The following is a 21,462-nucleotide window of genomic DNA, read 5'->3' as shown; positions in this document are numbered from 1 at the left end:
GGTGTCCTTGACGGTGGCCGATATCGATCGGTGGAACGCGCAAGCGGTCCGGGAGGTGTTTCACGCCACCAAGTCCCGAGCCGAGGTGACGTTGGACGCGTCCCGTCAGTTGGCGACGTTGTCGATATTTGCGAGCTCCGGCGGCAAGACCGCTGAGGCGGCGGCACACCAAAACGAGGGGCTTCGCCGCGATCTCGACGCCCACGGTTACGAGGCGTTGGCCGTTGCCCGCGCGGCTGACAGGGCCGCGGACGGTATTGTGAAGGTTCAATCGGACCTGGCCGCACTACGCAAAGCCGCCGCGGCCGCCGAGCTGACGGTCGACGCGCTCACCAACAAGGTGGTGCCGGTCCCCGGACTGCGGTATACCGAGGCCGAGTGGGCGCGGATGCTGGCCAAGCAAGCGGAGCTGCAGGCCGAGCTCGATGTGATCGTTGCCGAGGCCAACGCCGTCGACGAGCAATTGGCCTCAGCGGTCAACATGGCTGACGGAGATGCGCCCATCCCGGCGGAGTCCGGTCCGCCGGTCGGTCCCGAAGGCCTGACACCGACACAGCTTGCCAGCGACGCCAACGAGGAGCGGCTGCGCAAGGAGCGCGCCAAGCTGCAAGCCCGTATCGGACAGTTGCAGGGACGATACGACGACCTTGCGGCACAGGCTGCCAGAGATTACAACAACGGCATCCTGAACAGCGACGCGTTGGGCCAGCTTGCCGCCCTTGATGGTCAGCTCAGTGCCGCCAAGGGTCGGCTGGCCGACCTTGACGCCGTCGACCAGGCGCTGAGTCGAGCGCCGGAGACCTACCTCGCCCAGCTGCAGATTCCCGACGACCCGCACCAGCAGGTGCTGGCGGCGGTGGCCGTCGGCAATCCGGATACTGCGGCCAACGTGTCGGTGACCGTGCCCGGGGTGGGCTCCACGCTGCGAAGTACCTTGCCCGGCATGGTCAGCGAAGCCCGTAATCTGCGGTCGGAAGAGATCCGGCAACTCAATGCCGCCGGCAAGCCCGCGTCAGTTGCTGCCATCGCCTGGATGGGCTACACCCCGCCGCCTAACCCGCTCGACACCGGGAGCGCGGGCGATCTGTGGCAGACCATGACCGACGAGCAGGCACGAGCGGGCGCTGCGGACTTATCAAAGTATCTGCAGCAGGTCCGAGCAACCAACCCCAATGGCCACCTGACGGTGTTGGGACACTCCTACGGGTCGCTAACCGCGTCGCTGGCCTTGCAGGACCTCAACGCCCAGGGCGCCCACCCGGTCAACGATGTGGTGTTCTACGGCTCGCCCGGCCTGGAACTGTACAGCCCGGCGCAGCTCGGGCTCGACCACGGGCAGGCCTACGTCATGCAGGCTCCGCACGACCTCATCACAGATCTCGTGGCCCCGGTGGCACCACTGCACGGCTGGGGTCCGGACCCCTACCTGACCCCCGGCCTGACGGAACTTTCGTCACAGGCAGGCTTCGATCGGAGCGGCATTTGGCGTGACGGGGTATATGCCCATGGCGACTATCCTCGCGTCTTCCAAGACGCCGCCGGCCAGCCGCAGCTGCGGATGTCCGGCTACAACTTCGCGGCGATCGCAGCCGGGCTGCCCGGCAACAAGGTGGAGGCGCCGTTGCTTCCGCCGGTTCTGGGCGGTGGCATGCCCGGCGCGCCGGGCCCGGTACCGGAAGGGGGGCACTGATGCGGTGGCCGATGGCGTGGCTGCTGACCGTGGTCTGTGTGATGGTGCTGGGCTGCGGTCGCAGCGGTCATGGGACCGGTAGTGGAGAGGAGGGGCCGTTGAGCCCGGAGAAGGTCGCCGAACTTGAGAACGCATTGCGCGCCAAGCCGGCGCTGGAAGCAGCGAAGGACGAGTACCGGGCTGTGGCGGCCGAAATGGCAAATGCAATCACAGCATTGGTGCCCGGGTTGACATGGAGGACCGACATGGATACCTGGACGGGCTGCGGTGGCGATTATGAATGGACCAGGGCAAAAGCCGCGTATTTCATGGTGGTCTTCAGTGGACCAATCCCGGACGACAAGTGGCCGCAGGCCGTGCAGATCGTCAAAGACCGTGGTAAACAATTCGGCGCCACCAACTTCGGGGTGATGAAAAACAAGCCTGGCGATCACGATGTCTACATCGCGGGCCATGGCGGAGTCGAGTTCAAGCTATCCACTCAGAAGGCGGCGGTGCTCACCGCGCAATCGGACTGCCGCATCAGCCAAACCGATACGCCGAAACCCTCGCCCAGCGCGTAGCGGTTCGGACCGTGGCAAAAGACTAGTGACGCAGGTTCCCAACATGCGATGGCTTGTGGCCTGGCTGGCCGTGGTTTGTGTGATGGTGCTGGGCTGTGGTCGCATCGGTCATGGAACCGGTCGTGGTGAGGAGGGGCCGTTGAGCCCCGAGAAGGTGGCCGAATTGGAGAACCCGCTGCGGGCCAAGCCGCCGCTAGAGGCCGCCAAGGATCAGTACCGGGCCGCGGTGACTCAGATGGCCAATGCGATAACGGCCCTGGTGCCTGGGTTGACTTGGTCGATGGATATGGACAGCTGGAATCACTGTGGAGGCGAATATGTATGGACCGACGCCAAGATGGCGTATTTCATGGCCGGATTCAGCGGACCAATCCCAGACGACAAGTGGCCGCAGGCCGTGCAGATCGTTAAGGACGGGGCAAAACAGTTCGGCGCAACCAACTTTGGTGTCATGAAGGATAAACCGGGAGACCACGACGTGTACATTTCCGGTGCCGGTGGTATCGAATTCAAGCTCGGCACCCAGGTCGCTTCATCGCTCACCGCACAGTCGGACTGCCGCATCAGCCAAACCGATACGCCGAAACCCTCGCCGAGCCCATAGCGGTTCGGACCGTGGCAAAAGACTAGTGACGCAGGTTCCCGACATGCGATGGCTTGTGGCTTGGCTGGCCGTGGTTTGTGTGGTGGCCGTGGGCTGTGGTCGCATCGGTCATGGAACCGGTCGTGGTGAGGAGGGGCCGTTGAGCCCCGAAAAGGTGGCCGAATTGGAGAACCCGCTGCGGGCTAAGCCGCCGCTAGAGGCCGCCAAGGATCAGTACCGGGCCGCGGTGACTCAGATGGCCAACGCGATAACGGCCCTGGTGCCTGGGTTGACTTGGTCGATGGACATGGATACCTGGACTGGCTGCGGCGGTGACTACGAGTGGACCAGGGCCAAAGCGGCCTATTTCATGGTCGGGTTTAGTGGACCAATCCCCGACGACAACTGGCCGCAGGCCGTTCAGATCGTTAAGGACGGGGCAAAACAATTCGGCGTGACCAACTTTGGTGTCATGAAAGACAAGCCGGGTGACCACGACATATACATTTCCGGAGCTGGCGGCATATTCAAGCTCGGCACCCAGGTTGCGTCATCGCTCACCGCGCAATCGGACTGCCGCATCAGCCAGACCGACACGCCCAAACCCACGCCCGCCCCGTAGCGTGCCGCAGCAAAGCGTGTGACGAGGAACAATTCGTCTGCACCACGCCGAATCGTTAGGGTGGTTAACCGTGACACGGCACGAGCAGACCGGCGGCGCACAGCCGACGCTGTGGGCCGTTTCTGACCTGCACACCGGTCACCTGGGCAACAAGCCCGTCGCCGAGTCGCTGCACCCATCGTCGCCGGACGACTGGCTGATCGTCGCCGGCGATGTCGCCGAACGCACCGACGAGATCCGCTGGACACTGGACCTGCTGCGGCGCCGATTCGCCAAGGTGATCTGGGTGCCCGGCAACCACGAGCTGTGGACCACCAACCGCGACCCCGCGCAGATCTTCGGCAAAGCGCGCTATGACTACCTGGTCAATATGTGCGACGAACTGGGCGTCGTGACCCCCGAGCACCCGTTCCCGGTGTGGACCGAACGTGGCGGCCCGGCCACCATCGTCCCGATGTTCCTGCTGTACGACTACTCCTTCCTGCCGCAGGGCGCGACCAGCAAAGCCGAGGGCATGGCTATCGCGAAGCAACGCAATGTGGTGGCCACCGACGAATTCCTGCTCTCACCCGAGCCGTACTCCACCCGGACCGCCTGGTGCCACGAACGGGTCGCCAGCACCCGCGCACGTCTGGAACAGCTCGACTGGATGCAACCGACCGTGCTCGTCAACCACTTTCCCCTGGTGCGCGAGCCCTGCGAAGCGCTGTTTTACCCCGAATTCTCGCTGTGGTGCGGAACCACCAAGACCGCCGACTGGCACACCCGCTACAACGCCGTGTGCTCGGTATACGGCCATCTCCACATTCCCCGCACCACCTGGCACGACGAGGTGCGCTTCGAAGAGGTGTCGGTGGGCTACCCGCGGGAGTGGCGCCGTCGCAAGCCATACAGCTGGCTGCGCCAAGTCCTGCCCGACCCGCAGTACGCGCCGGGTTATCTCAACGACTTCGGCGGTCACTTTGTCATCACTCCCGAGATGCGTGCCCAAGCCGCCCAGTTCCGGGAAAGATTGCGGCAGCGGCAATTACGGCGGTGACGACGAGCATGCTGGTGTCGTCGGTGTTGCCCGGCGGAGTGATCGAGGACCTGGCGTATGCCGAGATGTACTCCGACCCGCCAGGCCTGAGTCCGTTGCCAGACGAGGAACCGTTGATTGCCAAGTCGGTGGACAAGCGGCGCAACGAGTTCATCACCGCCCGCCACTGCGCCCGCGTCGCGCTGCGTGAACTCGGCGTGCCACCGGTACCGATCCTCAAGGGCAACAAGGGACAACCCTGCTGGCCCGACGGTGTCGTCGGCAGTCTGACCCACTGCGCCGGCTATCGGGGTGCGGTGGTGGGGCGCAGCTCCGCGGTGCGTTCGGTGGGCATCGATGCCGAACCGCATGACGTGTTGCCCAACGGCGTGCTGGACGCGATCAGCCTGCCGGTCGAGCGCGTCGAGCTACCGCGCAGCATGCCCGACGAGCTGCGCTGGGACCGAATCCTGTTCTGCGCCAAGGAGGCAACGTACAAAGCGTGGTTCCCGCTGACCGAGAGGTGGTTGGGTTTCGAGGACGCGCACATCACCTTCGACGCCGACCCCTCCGGCTTGACCGGCCGCTTCACGTCCCGCATCCTGATCGACCCGTCGGCGCTATCGGGTCCGCCCCTGACGAGGCTGCGCGGTCGATGGTCGGTCGAGCGTGGCCTGGTGCTGACCGCCATCGTGCTATGAGCCAAAGCCCGACCGGCCCCGGACTTGTGATCGTCGACAAGCCGGCCGGGATGACCAGTCACGACGTGGTGGGGCGGTGCCGCCGAATCTTCGCCACCCGCAGGGTCGGGCATGCGGGGACGCTGGACCCGATGGCCACCGGCGTGCTGGTGATCGGGATCGACCGCGCCACCAAGATCCTCGGCCTGCTGGCCGCGACCTCGAAGTCGTATGCCGCCACCATCCGGCTGGGGCAGACCACGTCCACCGACGACGCCGAAGGCGAACTGCTGCAATCTGTTTCGGCTGCACACCGCACGGATGAGCAGATCACCGCCGCGATCTCCAAGTTCCGCGGCGACATCACCCAGGTGCCGTCGACGGTCAGCGCGATCAAGATCGGTGGCCGTCGTGCCTACCAGCTCGCCCGACAGGGCCATTCGGTTGAGCTCGAGGCACGCCCGGTACGTATCGACCGGTTCAGCGTGACCGCGCGGCGCACCGTTGACGGCGTGGTCGACCTCGACGTGGAGGTCGACTGCTCGTCGGGAACCTACATCCGCGCGTTGGCCCGCGATCTCGGCGATGCACTTCGGGTGGGCGGCCACCTGACATCGTTGCGGCGCACCCGGGTGGGTCGCTTCGGCCTGGAGCAGGCGTGCTCGCTCGACGAGTTGGCGCAGCGTCCGCGGCTGAGTCTGAGTCTCGACGAAGCGTGTCTACTGATGTATCCGCGCCGCGAGCTCACCGCCGAGGAGGCCGAGGCCGCCGCCAACGGCCGGCCCCTCGCGCCGGCCGGCATCGACGGCACATACGCTGCCACCGACGTCGACGGGCGGGTGATTGCGCTGCTGCGCGACGCGGGCTCGCGGACCAAGTCGGTGGTGGTGATCCGCCCGGCAACGTTGTAGGGGTACCCGGGCGGTTATCCATCTGCGGCTAGGTTGCACACTGGGAGTCACGACCGTGGCGTAAGTCCATCGGCCGCTGCTCGGAGGGAAGGGGCGTGCATGTCTCCCAAGGTGGCCAACAAGGTATTTGTCATCGGCGTCGGCATGACCAAGTTCGAAAAGCCCGGCCGCCGCGAAGGCTGGGACTATCCCGACATGGCCAGGGAATCGGGGACGAACGCCCTGCGCGATGCCGGCATCGACTACAACGACGTCGAGCAAGGCTACGTCGGCTATGTCGCCGGCGATTCGACGTCCGGGCAGCGAGCGCTCTACGAGCTGGGCATGACCGGCATCCCGATCGTCAACGTCAACAACAACTGCTCAACCGGCTCGACGGCGCTGTTCTTGGCGGCCCAGGCCATCCGCGGCGGGATCGCCGACTGCACAATCGCGCTCGGCTTCGAAAAGATGCAACCCGGCTCGCTCAGCGGTGGCGCGCAAGACCGCGAATCGCCGATGGCCAGGCATGTCAAGGCGCTGGCCGCGATCGACGAGTTCGCGATGCCCGTCGCGCCGTGGATGTTCGGCGCCGCCGGCCGCGAGCACATGAGGCAGTACGGCACCACGGCGGAGCATTTCGCCAAGATCGGCTACAAGAATCACAAGCATTCGGTGAACAACCCGTATGCGCAGTTCCAGGAGTCCTACACCCTCGACGACATCCTGGCGTCGCGGATGATCTCCGACCCGCTGACCAAGCTGCAGTGCTCGCCGACCTCCGATGGTTCGGCGGCGGCCATCCTGGCCTCCGAGTCGTTCGTCGACAGCCGCGGACTGGCCTGGCAGGCCGTGGAGATCGTCGGCCAGGCCATGACGACCGACTTCGCCTCGACCTTCGACGGCAGCGCCAAGAACCTCATCGGCTACGACATGAATGTTCAAGCGGCGCAGCGCGTTTACCGGCAATCGGGACTCGGGCCCGAGGACTTCCAGGTGATCGAGCTACACGACTGCTTCTCGGCCAACGAGCTCTTGCTGTACGAAGCGCTGGGCCTGTGCGGCCCGGGTGAGGCGCCCAAGCTGATCGACAACGGCGACACCACCTATGGCGGACGCTGGGTGGTCAACCCGTCCGGCGGCCTGATCTCCAAGGGCCATCCGCTGGGCGCGACCGGATTAGCTCAGTGCTCCGAACTGACCTGGCAGCTGCGCGGCACCGCAGACAAGCGGCAGGTCGTCAATGTGACCGCGGCGCTGCAACACAACATCGGGCTGGGCGGCGCCGCCGTCGTCACCGCGTACCAGCGCGCCGAGCGCTGAAACTGAGCGCGCCGTGATCGAGTGGTCGCAGACCGATCTGATGATGCGCGACGCGGTTCGCAAATTCATCGACAAAGAGATCCGTCCAAAATTGGACGAACTGGAAACCGGTGCGCTGTCGCCATATCCGATCGCGCGCAAGCTGTTCAGCCAGTTCGGCCTCGACGTGCTGGCCACCGAATCGGTCAAGTCGATGCTGGACCGGGAGCGGGCTGAGCAGCGCGCGAATGGTGAAAGCTCCCGCGGCTCAGTAGCGTTCGGTGCTCAGGCATCGATGGCCGCGGTCATGGTGTCCGAACTCGCCGGGGTGAGCATCGGATTGATCAGCACGGTCGCGGTCAGCATCGGGCTGGGTGCGGCGACCATCATGAGCCGCGGCACGCTGGCCCAGAAGGAGCGCTGGCTGCCCGAGCTGATGACGCTGCAAAAGATCGCGGCGTGGGCAATCACCGAGCCGGACTCGGGCTCGGATGCGTTCGGCGGCATGAAAACTCACGTCAAACGCGACGGTGCGGACTACATTCTCAGCGGGCAGAAGACCTTCATCACCAACGGCCCGGACGCGGACGTGCTGGTGGTCTACGCCAAACTCGATGACGGCACTGCCGGCGGCTCCGACTCCGACCGGCGCAACCGGCCGGTGCTCACGTTCGTTTTGGATGCCGGAATGCCGGGCCTGACGCAGGGCAAGCCGTTCAAGAAGATGGGCATGATGTCGTCGCCGACCGGCGAACTTTTCTTTGACAACGTGCGACTGACTCCGGACCGTCTGCTGGGGGAGAAGGAGCAGCACACCGACGGCGACGGGCGCGACAGCGCCCGGGCCAATTTTGCCGCGGAACGCCTCGGGGTTGCGCTGATGGCGCTGGGGATCATCAACGAATGTCACCGGCTGTGTGTGGCGTACGCGAAGACCCGCACCCTCTGGGGCAAGAACATCGGGCAGTTCCAGCTGATCCAGCTCAAGCTTGCCAAGATGGAAATTGCTCGAATCAACGTGCAGAACATGGTGTTTCAAATTCTGGAACGGCTCAAGGCCGGAAAGCTACCGTCGCTCGCCGAGGCGTCGGCGATCAAGCTCTATTCTTCGGAGGCCGCCACCGACGTCGCGATGGAAGCCGTGCAGTTGTTCGGCGGCAACGGCTACATGGCCGAGTATCGCGTGGAACAGCTTGCCCGCGATGCGAAGTCGCTGATGATCTATGCCGGCAGCAACGAGGTTCAGGTGACTCATATCGCCAAGGGCCTGCTGGCCTGACGCTAGGCCACCACCCAGATCGCTCGTGCCGCCGGGCTGCCCAAGTCGACGGGCGTCGGTGCGCCGTCGCCCGACTCGATCGCCACCGAGATCATGCCGGCGAATTCGCGTCGCGTCACGACCCGCAGCCGGGAATCCAGGTTGATGCCGACACTGTCGAAGTACCGCAGCATTTCCGGGTCGGCATCGGAAATGCGGGCCACCGTGCCGGTGTCGCCGTCGCGACACTCCCACAATTGCCGGGCCGGCGGCGTGGGCACCTGCCCGTCGGAGGCCGGAATCGGGTCGCCGTGCGGATCGCGCTGCGGAAATCCCAGCTTGGCGTCGATCCGGGCCACCAGCCGATCAGATACGGCGTGTTCGAGCACCTCGGCCTCGTCGTGCACTTCGTCCCAGCCGTAGCCGAGTTCGTTGACCAGGAACGTTTCCAGAAGCCGGTGTCGGCGCACCATCGCCAGCGCTGCGCGGCGGCCGGCTTCGGTCAACGTCACCGCGCCGTATTTTTCGTGGTCGACCAGACCCTGTTCGGCGAGTCTGCGGATCGACTCCGAGGCCGTACTGGCCGAAACCCCGATCTTCTCGGCCAGCATCTTGGTGCTGACCTTGTCCAACGACCACTCCTGGGCCTTCCAAATCACCTTCAGGTAGTCCTGAGCAACCGCGGTAAGACCGCCAGGCTCTTCGTCAGCCCTCACAACCTGAAAGTTTAGGCGGATCTGAGCTGAAACCGGGGCTGCGATCACCAGGGATCGCCGGTACCGCCGTCGAGTCTGCGGTGAGCGCGCCCAGCAAGACCGCGATCGACACTGTGGACGCAGTCTCGGCGCGAGCAACGCAGTCTCGGCGCGAGCAGCGCAGTCTCGGCGAGAGCTGCGCAAACCAGCGATATCGCGCCGATCTTGCCCGCCACGGCTCGACCGGCATCGTAGGCTTGCCTGTGTGCAGCGGTGGCGCGGCCAAGACGAGATCCCCACGGACTGGGGTAGATGCGTACTGACGGTCGGGGTGTTCGACGGCGTGCATCGCGGGCACGCGGAGTTGATCGCGCACGCGGTGAAAGCCGGCCGTACCCGCGGCGTGCCGATCGTGCTGATGACATTCGATCCACATCCCATGGAAGTGGTGTACCCCGGCAGTCATCCGGCGCAGCTGACGACGCTGACTCGCCGCGCTGAGCTGGTCGAAGAGCTGGGCATCGACGTATTCCTGGTGATGCCGTTCACCACCGACTTCATGAAGCTCACCCCGGACCGTTACATCCACGAGTTGCTGGTCGAGCACCTGCACGTGGTTGAGGTCGTCGTGGGTGAGAACTTCACCTTCGGCAAGAAGGCGGCCGGAAATGTGCATACCCTGCGGCGGGCCGGCGAGCGGTTCGGGTTCGCGGTGGAGGCGATGTCGCTGGTGTCCGAGCACCACAGCCACGAGACCGTGACGTTCTCGTCCACCTACATCCGCTCCTGCGTGGACGCGGGTGACGTGATGGCGGCCACCGAAGCACTTGGCCGCCCTCATCGCGTCGAAGGCGTCGTGGTCCGCGGGTACGGACGGGGGGCCGAGCTCGGTTTTCCCACCGCCAACATCGCGCCCCCGATGTATTCGGCTATCCCCGCCGACGGTGTGTACGCCGCCTGGTTCACGGTCTTGGGCCATGGTCCGGCGGCCGGGGCGGTGATTCCCGGCGAGCGCTACCAGGCCGCGGTGTCCATCGGGACCAATCCAACGTTCTCCGGGCGTACCCGTACCGTCGAGGCGTTCGTACTGGACACCACCGCAGACCTGTACGGCCAACATGTGGCCCTGGACTTCGTCGCTCGGATCCGTGGCCAGAAGAAGTTCGAATCGGTGCGTGACCTCGTCGCCGAGATCGCCGCGGACACCGAGCGCACCCGCGCGTTGTTGGCCGGGGGCTGACGGTTATGCCGCTGGGCTGAACCGCTGTTAGACTGCCCGTCGTTAATCGGCGCGTGCTGCGGTTCGCGGCGGCCGTGCCCGCAAAGTTCCTTGATCGCGGACCAATTGATGGAGATGTTTCGTGGCGCTGACTGCCGAGCAGAAAAAGGAAATTCTCAAGACCTACGGTCTGCATGAGACCGACACCGGATCCCCCGAAGCGCAGATCGCGCTGCTGACCAAGCGGATAGCCGACCTGACCGAGCATCTGAAGGTGCACAAGCATGACCACCACTCGCGCCGGGGGCTGTTGCTGCTAGTGGGCCGCCGGCGACGGCTGATCAAGTACATCTCCCAGATCGATGTCGAGCGTTACCGCTCGCTGATCGAGCGGCTGGGTCTGCGTCGCTGACCTCTCGCGCGATGCGCGCCCTCAACCTGGTCGCTTTCACGGCCGTGGTGGTGACCGCGTGCGTGGTACTGATGGGGTGCTCGTCAGCGTCCAACCTCGCCGACCTCAAGGTGGGAGATTGTCTCAAGCTTGGTGGCACACCGGATCGACCGGAGGCCACCAAGGCGGTGTGCGGTAGCCCGGACTCCACTTTCAAGGTCGTCGCCGTGGTGAAGCCCGGGGCCGAGCGCGCGCAATGCCCGGCCGACGTCGACTCTTCGTATTCCGTGCACAACTCGGTAACCGGCGAGAACAGCACCTTATGCCTGGACGTCGATTGGGTGGTCGGCGGCTGCATGAGCGTCGACCCGGCGCACAAAACCGAACCGTTCCGGGTGGACTGCAACGACGCGTCGGCGCCGCATCGGCAGCGGGCCACGCAGATCCTGGAAAACTTGGAGCCACCCGTCACCGCCGACCAATGTGCCAGCGGCGTCGGCTACACCTACACCCAGCGGCGGTTCGCCGTGTGCGTCGAGGACGTCACCAACGGATCGCGGACATAGTGGTCGGACATATCGGGCATCCGGGTCTTCCCGGTACCCGGAGTTAGCCGGTGTACAGTAATGACGTTCTGGGCCGGTTCGGCCCGAGCACATGGTGCGGTCCACGTAGATCCGCGTGTACCGCTCCAGCGAGTCACTATGTATGTCCGAGGGAGCAGCCCGGCCTGTATCGGGCGGTCTTCGGTAGTGGCTGCCGGGCTCCCCGGATCTGGGGAGGTCGGCCGCTTCGATCGATGGCCGTAGCCGCATTCAGGCTCTCTTTCATCAGGGACGCTCCCAGGGCGGCTCGCAGGTCCGTCCGGGCCCGCGAGTCGGCCCTGCGAACCCTCGGGTTGTCCGTGACAACGCGAAACAGTTGAACAATCCAGAGAGGGCGCACGGACGTCATGTCTGTAGCTGAAATTGAAGAAGGCGTGTTCGAAGCGACCGCCACCATCGACAACGGGAGCTTCGGCACCCGCACCATCCGGTTCGAGACCGGCCGGCTGGCCTTGCAGGCGGCCGGCGCGGTGGTCGCCTACCTCGACGAGGAGAACATGCTCCTATCGGCGACCACGGCCAGCAAGAACCCCAAAGAACATTTCGACTTCTTCCCGCTGACCGTCGACGTCGAGGAGCGGATGTATGCGGCCGGCCGCATCCCCGGTTCGTTTTTCCGTCGTGAGGGACGACCCTCCACCGACGCCATCCTGACCTGCCGACTCATCGACCGGCCGCTGCGCCCGTCGTTCGTCGACGGGCTGCGCAACGAGATCCAGATCGTGGTGACGATCCTGAGTCTGGACCCCAACGACCTCTACGACGTCCTGGCGATCAACGCCGCGTCGGCTTCCACCCAACTGGGTGGACTGCCCTTCTCCGGCCCCATCGGCGCGGTGCGCGTGGCGCTGATCGACGGCACCTGGGTTGCGTTTCCCACCGTCGAACAGATCGGGCGTGCGGTGTTCGACATGGTGGTCGCCGGCCGCATCGTCGGCACCGACGACGCGGGCGGCAGCCCTGAGAAAAACGATGTCGCCATCATGATGGTCGAAGCCGAGGCCACCGAAAACGTCATCGAGCTCATCGAGGGCGGTGCCGCGGCGCCGACGGAAAGCGTGGTGGCCCAGGGGCTGGAGGCAGCCAAGCCGTTCATCGCCGCGCTGTGCACCGCGCAGCAGGAACTTGCCGACGCGTGTGGGGCTTCAGCCAGGACGACCGGCGACTTCCCGGTGTTCCCCGACTACGGCGACGACGTGTACTACGCGGTGTCCTCGGTGGCCACCGACGAGTTGGCCGCCGCGCTGACCATCGCGGGTAAGGCGGACCGCAATCAGCGCACCGATGAAATCAAGAGCCAGGTGCTCGAGCGGCTCGCTGACACCTACCCGGGCCGGGAGAAGGAGATCGGGGCCGCGTTCCGCGCGCTGACCAAGAAGCTGGTCCGGCAGCGCATCGTCTCCGACCACTTCCGCATCGACGGCCGCGGCATCACCGACATCCGCGCCTTGTCGGCCGAGGTCGCCGTGGTTCCGCGGGCACACGGCAGCGCGCTGTTCGAGCGCGGTGAGACCCAGATCCTCGGTGTGACGACGCTCGACATGGTCAAGATGGCCCAGCAGATCGACTCGTTGGGGCCGGAGACGACCAAGCGTTACATGCATCACTACAACTTCCCGCCGTTCTCCACCGGCGAGACGGGACGGGTCGGTTCACCCAAGCGCCGAGAGATCGGCCATGGCGCGCTGGCCGAGCGCGCGTTGGTGCCGGTGCTGCCCGGTGTCGAGGAGTTCCCTTATGCCATCCGCCAGGTGTCGGAGGCACTGGGCTCCAACGGCTCGACGTCGATGGGGTCGGTGTGCGCGTCCACGCTGGCGCTGCTGAACGCCGGGGTGCCGCTGAAGGCGCCGGTGGCCGGCATCGCGATGGGCCTGGTGTCCGACGACATCGAGGTGGCCGGTGGGGGAACGGAGCGGCGCTTCGTCACCCTGACCGACATCCTGGGCGCCGAAGACGCCTTCGGTGACATGGACTTCAAGGTCGCCGGAACCAAGGACTTCGTCACCGCGCTGCAGCTGGACACCAAGCTCGACGGCATTCCCTCCCAGGTTCTCGCAGGTGCTCTCGCCCAAGCCAAAGACGCCCGGCTGACCATCTTGGAGGTCATGGCCGAGGCCATCGACCGGCCCGACGAGATGAGCCCGTACGCGCCGCGGGTCACCACCATCAAGGTTCCGGTGGACAAGATCGGTGAGGTCATCGGTCCCAAAGGTAAAGTCATCAACGCCATCACCGAGGAGACCGGTGCACAGATCTCCATCGAGGACGATGGAACGGTGTTCGTCGGCGCCACCGACGGCCCCTCGGCGCAGGCCGCCATCGACAAGATCAACGCCATCGCCAACCCCCAGTTGCCGACGGTAGGGGAGCGGTTCCTCGGAACAGTGGTCAAGACAACCGATTTCGGTGCCTTCGTCTCACTGCTGCCCGGGCGCGACGGCCTGGTGCACATCTCCAAGCTCGGCAAGGGCAAGCGCATCGCGAAGGTCGAGGACGTGGTCAACGTCGGCGACAAACTGCGGGTGGAGATCGCCGATATCGACAAGCGCGGCAAGATCTCGCTCGTCTTGGTGGCCGAGGAAGACTCCGCCAACGCGGCCGCCGGAGCCCCTGCAGCGCCAGCCGATGCCGCGACGGCCAGCAGCTGAGCCAGCGGCGGCCCAGGCAGTGCGCCGCACGACACTGCCGGGCGGTCTGCGCGTCGTTACCGAATACCTGCCGGCGGTGCGTTCGGCCTCGGTCGGGCTCTGGATCGGCGTGGGATCGCGCGACGAGGGCACCACGGTGGCCGGCGCCGCGCACTTCCTCGAACACCTGCTGTTCAAGTCGACACCCACCCGCACCGCCGTCGACATCGCGCAGGCAATGGACGCCGTCGGTGGCGAACTGAACGCGTTCACCGCCAAGGAGCACACCTGCTACTACGCCCATGTGCTCGACTCTGACCTGTCGCTGGCCATGGATCTGGTCTCCGATGTGGTACTCAACGGGCGTTGCGCCGCCGACGATGTCGAGCTGGAACGCGACGTCGTCCTCGAAGAGATCGCGATGCGCGACGACGATCCCGAGGACGCGCTGGCCGACCTGTTCCTCTCGGCGTTGTTCGGCGACCACCCGGTGGGCCGGCCGGTGATCGGCACCGCCCAATCCGTATCGGCGATGACCAGAGCCCAACTCCAGTCGTTTCACGTGCGGCGCTACACACCGGAGCGAATGGTCCTCGCGGCGGCCGGCAACGTCGATCACGACGAGGTGGTCGCATTGGTGCGGGAGCACTTCGGGCCGCGGTTGGTCCGCGGGCGCCGGCCCGTCGCACCACGCAAGGGTGCCGGCCGGGTGAACGGGATGCCCGGGTTGACGCTGGCCGAGCGCGACGCCGAACAGACGCACGTCTCGCTGGGCATCCGCACGCCTGGACGCGGCTGGCAGCATCGCTGGGCGCTGTCGGTGCTGCACACCGCGTTGGGCGGCGGCCTGAGCTCGCGGCTGTTCCAGGAGGTCCGCGAGGCCCGCGGGTTGGCCTACTCGGTCTACTCTGCGCTGGACATTTTCGCCGACAGTGGCGCACTGTCGGTGTATGCGGCCTGCCTGCCCGAACGTTTCGCCGAGGTGATGCGAGTGACCGCCGAGGTGCTGGAATCGGTGGCACGTGACGGCATCACCGAGGCGGAATGCCGGATCGCCAAGGGTTCGTTACGCGGCGGCCTGGTGCTGGGCCTGGAGGATTCCAGTTCACGGATGAGCCGCATTGGTCGCAGCGAATTGAACTACGGCAAGCACCGCAGCATAGAGCACACCCTGCAGCACATCGAGCGGGTCACCGTCGAGGAGGTCAACATGGTGGCCCGCCGGCTGCTGGGCAAACGCTACGGCGCTGCCGTTCTGGGTCCCTACGGCTCGAAACGACAGCTGCCGCAACAACTTCGAGCGATGGTAAATTAACCCGATGGTGCTGGGCTTCTGGGACATCGCGGTACCCATCGTTGGTGCGCCGATGGCCGGCGGGCCGGGTACACCGGCCCTGGCCGCGGCGGTGTCGAATGCGGGCGGGCTGGGCTTCGTCGCCGGCGGCTACGTCAGCGCGGACAAGTTTGCTGACGACATCGCCGCCGCGCGTGCCGCCACCACCGGCCCGATCGGGGCGAACCTGTTTGTGCCCCAGCCCAGCGTCGCCGACTGGATGCAGCTGGAGTACTACGCAGAAGAGCTCGAAGAGGTCGCCGAGTACTACCGCTGTGAGGTCGGCCAGCCGATCCACGGTGACGACGACGACTGGCATCGCAAACTCGAAGTGGTGGCCGATGTGCGACCGGAGGTGGTGTCCTTCACGTTCGGCGCGCCGCCGCCGGACGTCATTCGCCGGCTGAGCGCGCTGGGATTGCTGGTGTCGGTCACCGTGACGTCGCCCTATGAAGCCGGGGTGGCCATCGCGGCCGGCGCCGACAGCCTGGTGGTCCAGGGCCCGGGCGCCGGCGGGCATCGCGGCACGTTCGCACCGGACATGGAACCGGGCGAGGAGTCGTTGCACCAGCTGCTCGACCGGATCGGCAGCGCACACGAGGTGCCGCTGATCGCCGCGGGCGGCCTGGGCACCGCCGAGGACGTCGCGGCCGTCCTGCGCAGGGGAGCGGTCGCCGCCCAGGTCGGTACCGCGCTGATGCTCACCGACGAAGCGGGGACCAACCCGGCGCACCGGGTTGCGCTGAAGAACCCGGAGTTCGACTCCACCCTGGTCACCCGGGCATTTTCCGGCCGCTACGCCCGCGGGCTGGCGAACAACTTCACCCGACTGCTCGATCGCGTCGCGCCACTGGGCTATCCCGAGGTCAATCAGATGACCAAGCCGATACGCGCGGCAGCGGTCGCGGCGGACGACCCGCACGGGACCAACCTCTGGGCGGGAACGGCTTACCGGCAGGCCCGCCCGGGCCCGGCGGCCGACATCGTCGCATCGTTGGCTCCCGACTTGCGGATGCTGTAGCGCTAGCACGTAACAGGTTGCGCGCGTAGCGGGTAGTGCTGCCGGTGCTTCGGGCTGGCTATGATCAGCCAATGACTGAGCCTTCGGTGTCGGCCACTGTCCAGATCAATGCCAGTCCGCAGCGGGTGTATGGGCTGATCACCGATCTGCCGACACTGGCCTCGCTGGCCGAGGAGGCGGTGTCGATGAAATTGCGCAAGGGCGACGGAGTCCGCAAAGGCGCCGTGTTCGTCGGCCACAACGAAAATGGCGGCCGTCGATGGCACACGACGTGCACCGTTACCGACGCCGAGCCGGGCCGCACCTTCGCATTCGACGTGCGCAGTGCCGTCATTCCGGTGGCGCGGTGGCAATACGACATCGTCGCGTCCGGCGGCGGCTGCCGGGTTACCGAGAGCACCTGGGACCGGCGGCCGCGCTGGTTTCGCAAGATCGCCGGCATGGCAACCGGGGTTGGGGATCGGGCGGCGGCAAACGCCGAGCACATCCAGCTGACCCTGCGGCGCCTGAAGCAACGGGCTGAGGCCGAGTAGCCGACGCGACGCCTATACTTACCGGCACATGGTGTCCACGAGGATGACATTTCGGTGCTGATGTAAACGGCGAGGCAAGGGGGCCTGATGTTCACCGTCGATGAGCAGGCAGCGGGGTTGCACTGCGCCAAGCCGGTTCGCGCCGACCACGAGCATCTCGTCCTCGAGGCACGCGACGTCGAGTTCGACTGGGCGCGTTTGCCGTTTCACTATGTGCCGAACGAACCGTTGGCCACGCACTTCATGAATGTCCTGCACCTGCTGCTGCCGGCCGGCGAGGAGTTCTTCGTCAAAGTGTTCAAGAAGACGCTGCCGCTGATCAAAGACGATCAACTGCGGCGGGACGTACAGGGATTCATCGGGCAAGAGGCGATGCATTCGCAGGCACATTCCGGCGTGTTGGCCCACTTCGATGCCCGAGGCGTGGACGTGACGCCGTTCACCGACCAGATCAGCTGGCTGTTCCAGAAGCTGTTGGCCGACAATCCCCGGAAAAGCCTACGCAGACAGCACAATTGGTTGCTGGAGCAGGTCTCGTTCATCTCGGCGATCGAGCACTACACGGCCGTCTTGGGCGAATGGGTCTTGAACTCCCCGCAGCTCGACGCCGTCGGCGCTGATCCGGTGATGCTGGACATGCTCCGGTGGCATGGCGCAGAAGAGGTCGAGCACAAGGCGGTGGCCTTCGACACCATGAAGCATCTGCGCGCCGGATACTGGCGGCAGGTGCGCGCCCAGCTGGCCGTCACCCCGGTGCTGTTGCTGTTGTGGATCCGCGGAGTGCGGTTCATGTACTCGGTGGATCCCTACCTGCCGCCGGGTGTCAGGCCACGTTGGCGCGACTACCTCGATGCGGCGCGCCGGGGATTGCTGCCGGGCCCGTGGCGATTACTGCGGGTCGTCGGCCGCTACTACCGGCCGGGTTTTCACCCGTCGCAGCTGGGCGGCCTGGAGAGGGCGGTCGATTACCTGGCCGTGTCACCCGCCGCCCGGGCGTCGTACTGACCCGATGGTGGACCCGGCGGTGAATCGGATCCGTGCGCAGTCAAATTCCATTGTGGCGGAAGGCATTTGGGCGAGTCGACCCACGGATTTGTACGACGGTGGCCGGCGGGACCGCTTTGCCACTGCGTTGTGGGGTGTCCGCACGCTGTTCGGCGGATTCGCGTCGGCCTCGCGATGGGACCCGTCGCGGGTCAGCCCGGTGCGACGGACACATCTGGCGACCGTCGTCGGACGCGAACTCGTGGCACCCGACGTGGTGGCGCTGACCCTGGCCGACCCGGACGGCGGATTGCTGCCGTCCTGGACGCCCGGCGCTCACATTGACGTGCACCTGCCCTCGGGCCGGCGCCGGCAGTATTCGCTGTGCGGGCGGCCCGGGCGTCGCACGGACTACCGCATCGCAATCCGGCGCATCGCCGACGGTGGCGGTGGTTCGGTAGAGATGCACGAGGCCTACGACGTGGGTGACCCGCTGGTTTTCGAAGGGCCTCACAACGCGTTCCATCTCGGAACGGCCGAGCCCGACCTGCTTTTCGTGATCGGCGGCATCGGAGTGACACCGATCCTGCCGATGATCCAGGCGGCTCAGCAGCGCGGAACCCCTTGGCGGGCCGTCTATGCCGGCCGAAGCCGAGACCAGATGCCGCTGCTCGGTGAGGTCGTGTCGGTGGCGCCGGAGCGGGTGACGGTGTGGGCCGACGACGAGCGCGGCCGCTGCCCCTCGGTCGACGACCTCCTGGACGGTGCCGGGCCGAGGACCGCCGTTTACGTGTGTGGGCCAACTCCCATGCTGGAGGCGGTGCGCGCGGCCCGCGCCCGGCATGCCCACGCACCGCTGCACTATGAGCGGTTCAGCCCGCCGCCGGTTGTCGACGGAATTCCATTCGAGCTGGAACTCGGGCGGTCGGGGAGAGTGCTGACCGTTCCGGCGAACCGGACGGCGCTGGACGTCATGCGCGACAGCGATCCGACCACCGCGTACTCGTGCCAGCAGGGTTTCTGCGGCACGTGCAAGGTGAAAGTCCTTGCCGGACAAGTGGATCACCGCGGCCGCGCAGCGGAAGCCGACGACGAGATGCTGGTGTGTGTGTGTGTCCCGGGCGAAGAGCCGCCGGGTGGTCATCGACGGCTGAGGGCGCGGCACGTCAAGTTTTCGTAGAGGGGACTGTGCTTTTCCGGCGGGGCCGCTTATCATTCGTACCAAGGAGGACCGCTCAGATGGCCAACCCGCCGCTGTCGATGAAGCCGACCGGATGGTTCCAGGTCGCCTGGTGTGACGAAATCGGCGTCGGTGACGTCCTCCGGATGAAGTACTTCGACCAGGAGCTGGTCGCCTGGCGCGCCGAGTCCGGCCGCCTGACCGTGATGAACGCCTACTGCGAACACCTCGGCGCCCACCTGGGTTACGGCGGCAAGGTCGTCGGCGAGGTGCTGCAGTGTCCCTTCCACGGCTGGCAGTGGAGTCAGCAGGGCCGCAACGTGTGCATCCCGTATCAGGACCGGCCCAACCGGGGGCGGCGCATCGCCACTTATCCGGTGGTTGAGCGCAACGAGTCGGTGTACATCTGGCACGACGTCGAGGGTCGCGAACCGTTCTTCGACGCACCGGACGTGTTCGCCAGCTTCGGCGAGGGCGCTGCCGCGGACTATTACCCGCCGCAGCGGTTGTACCGGCCGGCGCTGGAACTCCATCCGCAGTACGTGCTCGAAAACGGGGTGGATTTCGCGCATTTCAAGTATGTGCACAACACCCCGATCGTGCCGGTCTTCACCCGCCACGACTTCGCCGCCCCGGTCTCCTTCGTCGACTTCACCATCACCTTCGAGGGTGACGACGGTCAGCAGATCGAGGACGTCAACAGCGGCGTACAGGCCGTCAATGGCGGCTTGGGAGTTGCGGTGACCAAGAGCTGGGGCATGGTCGACAACCGCACCATCTCCGCGATCACGCCGGTGGACGAATCCACCTCCGATGTCCGGTTCATGGTCTACATCGGCCGGACGGCCGGCAAGGATCCGGCCCGCGCCGAGCTCAAGGCGCGCGAGTTCGGGCAGGAAGTGATCCGGCAGTTCGAGCAGGACATCGACATCTGGGCTCACCAGCGCTATTCCGACCGACCCGCTTTGACCCCCGACGAGTTCCAGGGTTTCACCGCAATTCGCACCTGGGCCAAGCAGTTCTATCCCGACGGTCGCGGCGGCAGCATCGCCGACGGGTATGCGGCATCGCGGGCAGCGGGACGCCAATGAATTCCCCGGTTCGCCCGATCCGCGTCTTCCAGGTCGCCACCGGCAATGTCGGTCGCGAGATGATCAGGCGACTGCAGACGCGGCCCGACCTGGAACTGGTCGGAGTTCATTGCTACTCGCCCGACAAGGTCGGCGCCGACGCCGGAGAACTCGCCGGTATCGGGCCCATCGGCGTCACGGCAACCGGCAGCGTCGACGACATCATCGCCGCCAAGCCGGACGTGCTGACCTTCCATGGGGTGTTTCCCGACGAGGACCTGTACATGAAAGTGCTCGCGGCCGGGATCAATGTCGTCACCACCGCCGACTGGATTACCGGGTGGCACCGCGACCATAACCATCCGCATCCATCCGGCAGGCCGGTGACCCAGCTGTTGGCCGAGGCCTGCGAGAAGGGTGCTGCGACGTTCTATGGCACCGGCATGAACCCTGGCCTGAACCACATCCTCGGGGTGGTGTGTTCGGCCGACGTCGCCGAGATCGAGAACATCACCACCATCGAGTCCGTCGACGTGTCCTGCCATCACTCCAAGGAGACCTGGATCGAAGTCGGCTACGGCAAACCGGTCGACGACCCGGAAATCCCGGCGAAGCTGGAAAAGTACACCAGGGTCTTCGCCGACAGCGTGCTGATGATGGCCGACTGCTTCGACCTGCCGCTTGACGAGGTGACGTTCAGTTACGAACTGGGAGCCTGCACCAAAGACGTCGACCTGGGCTGGTACACGCTGCCGAAAGGTTCGGTGGGCGGCAGTTACATCAAATACCGGGGCCTGGTCGACGGGGTGGCGCGGGTCGAGACCCACCTGGAGTGGCAGATGACTCCGCACACCGACCCGAGCTGGAAGATCAAGGGCTGCTACATCACTCGGATCCAGGGCGATCCGTGTGTCTATAACAAGCACATGATCTTCCCGAAGCCCGGCATCGATTTGTCCAACCCGGACAACTTCGCCTCCATCGGCATGACGGTCACCGGAATGCCGGCGCTCAACTCAATCAGGTCGGTCGTCGCGGCGCGGCCCGGACTGATCACCAGCGCCGACATTCCATTACGCGGGTTTGCCGGTCGATTCACAACGTAGACCGATCGTGGGGCGTCTTACCAGCCGCGTTCGGCGAGCCGGTGCGGCTGGGCGATCTGTTCGACGTTGATGCCGACCATCGCCTCGCCCAG

At 65.8% G+C, this 21,462-nt stretch carries 20 protein-coding genes and 1 pseudogene; 20 read left to right on the top strand and 1 reads right to left on the bottom strand.

Annotated features, from left to right (window positions below; genetic code table 11):
* The first annotated feature begins 1 nt into the window (after position 1).
* From BST40_RS18370 to BST40_RS18330, 9 genes are all read left to right on the top strand, one after another.
* Positions 2–1,690: an alpha/beta hydrolase family protein gene (locus BST40_RS18370; protein ID WP_075548968.1), complete on the top strand. Its 1,689-nt coding sequence runs from the start codon at positions 2–4 to the stop codon at positions 1,688–1,690.
* Positions 1,690–2,253, top strand: coding sequence for an LppA family lipoprotein (locus tag BST40_RS18365; RefSeq protein ID WP_023372438.1), 564 nt, complete (start codon positions 1,690–1,692; stop codon positions 2,251–2,253). The genes BST40_RS18370 and BST40_RS18365 overlap by 1 nt, the downstream gene beginning before the upstream one ends.
* Before the next feature lie 43 nt (positions 2,254–2,296).
* Positions 2,297–2,857, top strand: a complete 561-nt coding sequence (locus BST40_RS18360; RefSeq protein WP_075548982.1) for an LppA family lipoprotein — start codon at positions 2,297–2,299, stop codon at positions 2,855–2,857.
* 43 nt (positions 2,858–2,900) lie between these two features.
* Entirely contained in the window at positions 2,901–3,458 is a 558-nt protein-coding gene (locus BST40_RS18355; RefSeq protein WP_075548981.1) for an LppA family lipoprotein, read from the top strand.
* 70 nt (positions 3,459–3,528) lie between these two features.
* Positions 3,529–4,497, top strand: a complete 969-nt coding sequence (locus tag BST40_RS18350) for a metallophosphoesterase family protein (protein ID WP_075548967.1) — start codon at positions 3,529–3,531, stop codon at positions 4,495–4,497.
* Positions 4,494–5,177, top strand: a complete 684-nt coding sequence (pptT, locus tag BST40_RS18345) for a 4'-phosphopantetheinyl transferase PptT (RefSeq protein ID WP_089025211.1) — start codon at positions 4,494–4,496, stop codon at positions 5,175–5,177. Before BST40_RS18350 ends, pptT begins: the two co-directional genes overlap by 4 nt.
* Positions 5,174–6,067: a tRNA pseudouridine(55) synthase TruB gene (gene truB, locus BST40_RS18340; RefSeq protein WP_075548965.1), complete on the top strand. Its 894-nt coding sequence runs from the start codon at positions 5,174–5,176 to the stop codon at positions 6,065–6,067. The genes pptT and truB overlap by 4 nt, the downstream gene beginning before the upstream one ends.
* Positions 6,068–6,166: 99 nt before the next feature.
* Entirely contained in the window at positions 6,167–7,369 is a 1,203-nt protein-coding gene (locus BST40_RS18335; RefSeq protein ID WP_082275595.1) for a lipid-transfer protein, read from the top strand.
* Between the two features lie 13 nt (positions 7,370–7,382).
* Positions 7,383–8,627 (top strand): acyl-CoA dehydrogenase family protein, encoded by a 1,245-nt coding sequence (locus BST40_RS18330; protein ID WP_075548964.1) that lies wholly within the window; start codon positions 7,383–7,385, stop codon positions 8,625–8,627.
* Positions 8,628–8,629: 2 nt separating this feature from the next.
* Here BST40_RS18330 and mntR read toward each other — a convergent pair whose 3' ends face one another.
* Positions 8,630–9,322 carry a manganese-binding transcriptional regulator MntR gene (mntR, locus tag BST40_RS18325; protein WP_075548979.1) on the bottom strand — a complete coding sequence of 231 codons (693 nt, stop codon included), beginning with the start codon at positions 9,320–9,322 and terminating at the stop codon, positions 8,630–8,632.
* 244 nt (positions 9,323–9,566) lie between these two features.
* On the opposite strand from mntR, the gene BST40_RS18320 reads away from it, so the two are divergent.
* The 11 genes and pseudogenes from BST40_RS18320 (at position 9,567) to BST40_RS18270 (ending at position 21,370) form a co-directional block, all read left to right on the top strand.
* On the top strand, positions 9,567–10,541 hold the full coding sequence (locus BST40_RS18320; RefSeq protein WP_075548963.1) for a bifunctional riboflavin kinase/FAD synthetase: 975 nt from the start codon (positions 9,567–9,569) through the stop codon (positions 10,539–10,541).
* 121 nt (positions 10,542–10,662) lie between these two features.
* Positions 10,663–10,932 carry a 30S ribosomal protein S15 gene (gene rpsO / locus BST40_RS18315; protein WP_023372450.1) on the top strand — a complete coding sequence of 90 codons (270 nt, stop codon included), beginning with the start codon at positions 10,663–10,665 and terminating at the stop codon, positions 10,930–10,932.
* 11 nt (positions 10,933–10,943) lie between these two features.
* A complete protein-coding gene (gene lppU / locus BST40_RS18310) occupies positions 10,944–11,477 on the top strand; it encodes an LppU family putative lipoprotein (protein ID WP_075548962.1) in 534 nt (177 codons plus the stop codon).
* Between the two features lie 386 nt (positions 11,478–11,863).
* Complete coding sequence (locus tag BST40_RS18305) at positions 11,864–14,164, top strand: polyribonucleotide nucleotidyltransferase (protein ID WP_075548961.1); 2,301 nt, start codon at positions 11,864–11,866, stop codon at positions 14,162–14,164.
* Positions 14,142–15,458: a M16 family metallopeptidase gene (locus BST40_RS18300; RefSeq protein ID WP_075548960.1), complete on the top strand. Its 1,317-nt coding sequence runs from the start codon at positions 14,142–14,144 to the stop codon at positions 15,456–15,458. Before BST40_RS18305 ends, BST40_RS18300 begins: the two co-directional genes overlap by 23 nt.
* Before the next feature lie 4 nt (positions 15,459–15,462).
* On the top strand, positions 15,463–16,497 hold the full coding sequence (locus BST40_RS18295; protein ID WP_075548959.1) for a nitronate monooxygenase: 1,035 nt from the start codon (positions 15,463–15,465) through the stop codon (positions 16,495–16,497).
* Between the two features lie 71 nt (positions 16,498–16,568).
* Positions 16,569–17,030 (top strand): SRPBCC family protein, encoded by a 462-nt coding sequence (locus BST40_RS18290; protein WP_075548958.1) that lies wholly within the window; start codon positions 16,569–16,571, stop codon positions 17,028–17,030.
* A gap of 87 nt (positions 17,031–17,117) precedes the next feature.
* On the top strand, positions 17,118–18,035 hold the full coding sequence (locus tag BST40_RS18285) for a metal-dependent hydrolase (protein ID WP_075548957.1): 918 nt from the start codon (positions 17,118–17,120) through the stop codon (positions 18,033–18,035).
* Positions 18,036–18,039: 4 nt separating this feature from the next.
* Positions 18,040–19,168: pseudogene (locus tag BST40_RS18280) on the top strand (PDR/VanB family oxidoreductase).
* 85 nt (positions 19,169–19,253) lie between these two features.
* Positions 19,254–20,285: a Rieske 2Fe-2S domain-containing protein gene (locus BST40_RS18275; RefSeq protein WP_083155051.1), complete on the top strand. Its 1,032-nt coding sequence runs from the start codon at positions 19,254–19,256 to the stop codon at positions 20,283–20,285.
* On the top strand, positions 20,282–21,370 hold the full coding sequence (locus BST40_RS18270; protein WP_075548956.1) for an NAD(P)H-dependent amine dehydrogenase family protein: 1,089 nt from the start codon (positions 20,282–20,284) through the stop codon (positions 21,368–21,370). Before BST40_RS18275 ends, BST40_RS18270 begins: the two co-directional genes overlap by 4 nt.
* The last annotated feature ends 92 nt before the right edge of the window (positions 21,371–21,462 follow it).

Source organism: Mycobacterium persicum, from assembly GCF_002086675.1.
Lineage (GTDB): Bacteria > Actinomycetota > Actinomycetes > Mycobacteriales > Mycobacteriaceae > Mycobacterium > Mycobacterium persicum.
This window is presented reverse-complemented; position numbering and strand designations above follow the sequence as displayed.

Coding starts and splice junctions, on each gene's coding strand:
- BST40_RS18305 (WP_075548961.1), top strand. CDS start 11,864: ATGTCTGTAGCTGAAATTGAAGAAGGCGTGTTCGAAGCGACCGCCACC.
- BST40_RS18295 (WP_075548959.1), top strand. CDS start 15,463: ATGGTGCTGGGCTTCTGGGACATCGCGGTACCCATCGTTGGTGCGCCG.
- BST40_RS18365 (WP_023372438.1), top strand. CDS start 1,690: ATGCGGTGGCCGATGGCGTGGCTGCTGACCGTGGTCTGTGTGATGGTG.
- BST40_RS18300 (WP_075548960.1), top strand. CDS start 14,142: ATGCCGCGACGGCCAGCAGCTGAGCCAGCGGCGGCCCAGGCAGTGCGC.
- BST40_RS18270 (WP_075548956.1), top strand. CDS start 20,282: ATGAATTCCCCGGTTCGCCCGATCCGCGTCTTCCAGGTCGCCACCGGC.
- BST40_RS18355 (WP_075548981.1), top strand. CDS start 2,901: ATGCGATGGCTTGTGGCTTGGCTGGCCGTGGTTTGTGTGGTGGCCGTG.
- truB (WP_075548965.1), top strand. CDS start 5,174: ATGAGCCAAAGCCCGACCGGCCCCGGACTTGTGATCGTCGACAAGCCG.
- BST40_RS18335 (WP_082275595.1), top strand. CDS start 6,167: ATGTCTCCCAAGGTGGCCAACAAGGTATTTGTCATCGGCGTCGGCATG.
- BST40_RS18275 (WP_083155051.1), top strand. CDS start 19,254: ATGGCCAACCCGCCGCTGTCGATGAAGCCGACCGGATGGTTCCAGGTC.
- BST40_RS18285 (WP_075548957.1), top strand. CDS start 17,118: ATGTTCACCGTCGATGAGCAGGCAGCGGGGTTGCACTGCGCCAAGCCG.
- BST40_RS18290 (WP_075548958.1), top strand. CDS start 16,569: ATGACTGAGCCTTCGGTGTCGGCCACTGTCCAGATCAATGCCAGTCCG.
- lppU (WP_075548962.1), top strand. CDS start 10,944: ATGCGCGCCCTCAACCTGGTCGCTTTCACGGCCGTGGTGGTGACCGCG.
- BST40_RS18360 (WP_075548982.1), top strand. CDS start 2,297: ATGCGATGGCTTGTGGCCTGGCTGGCCGTGGTTTGTGTGATGGTGCTG.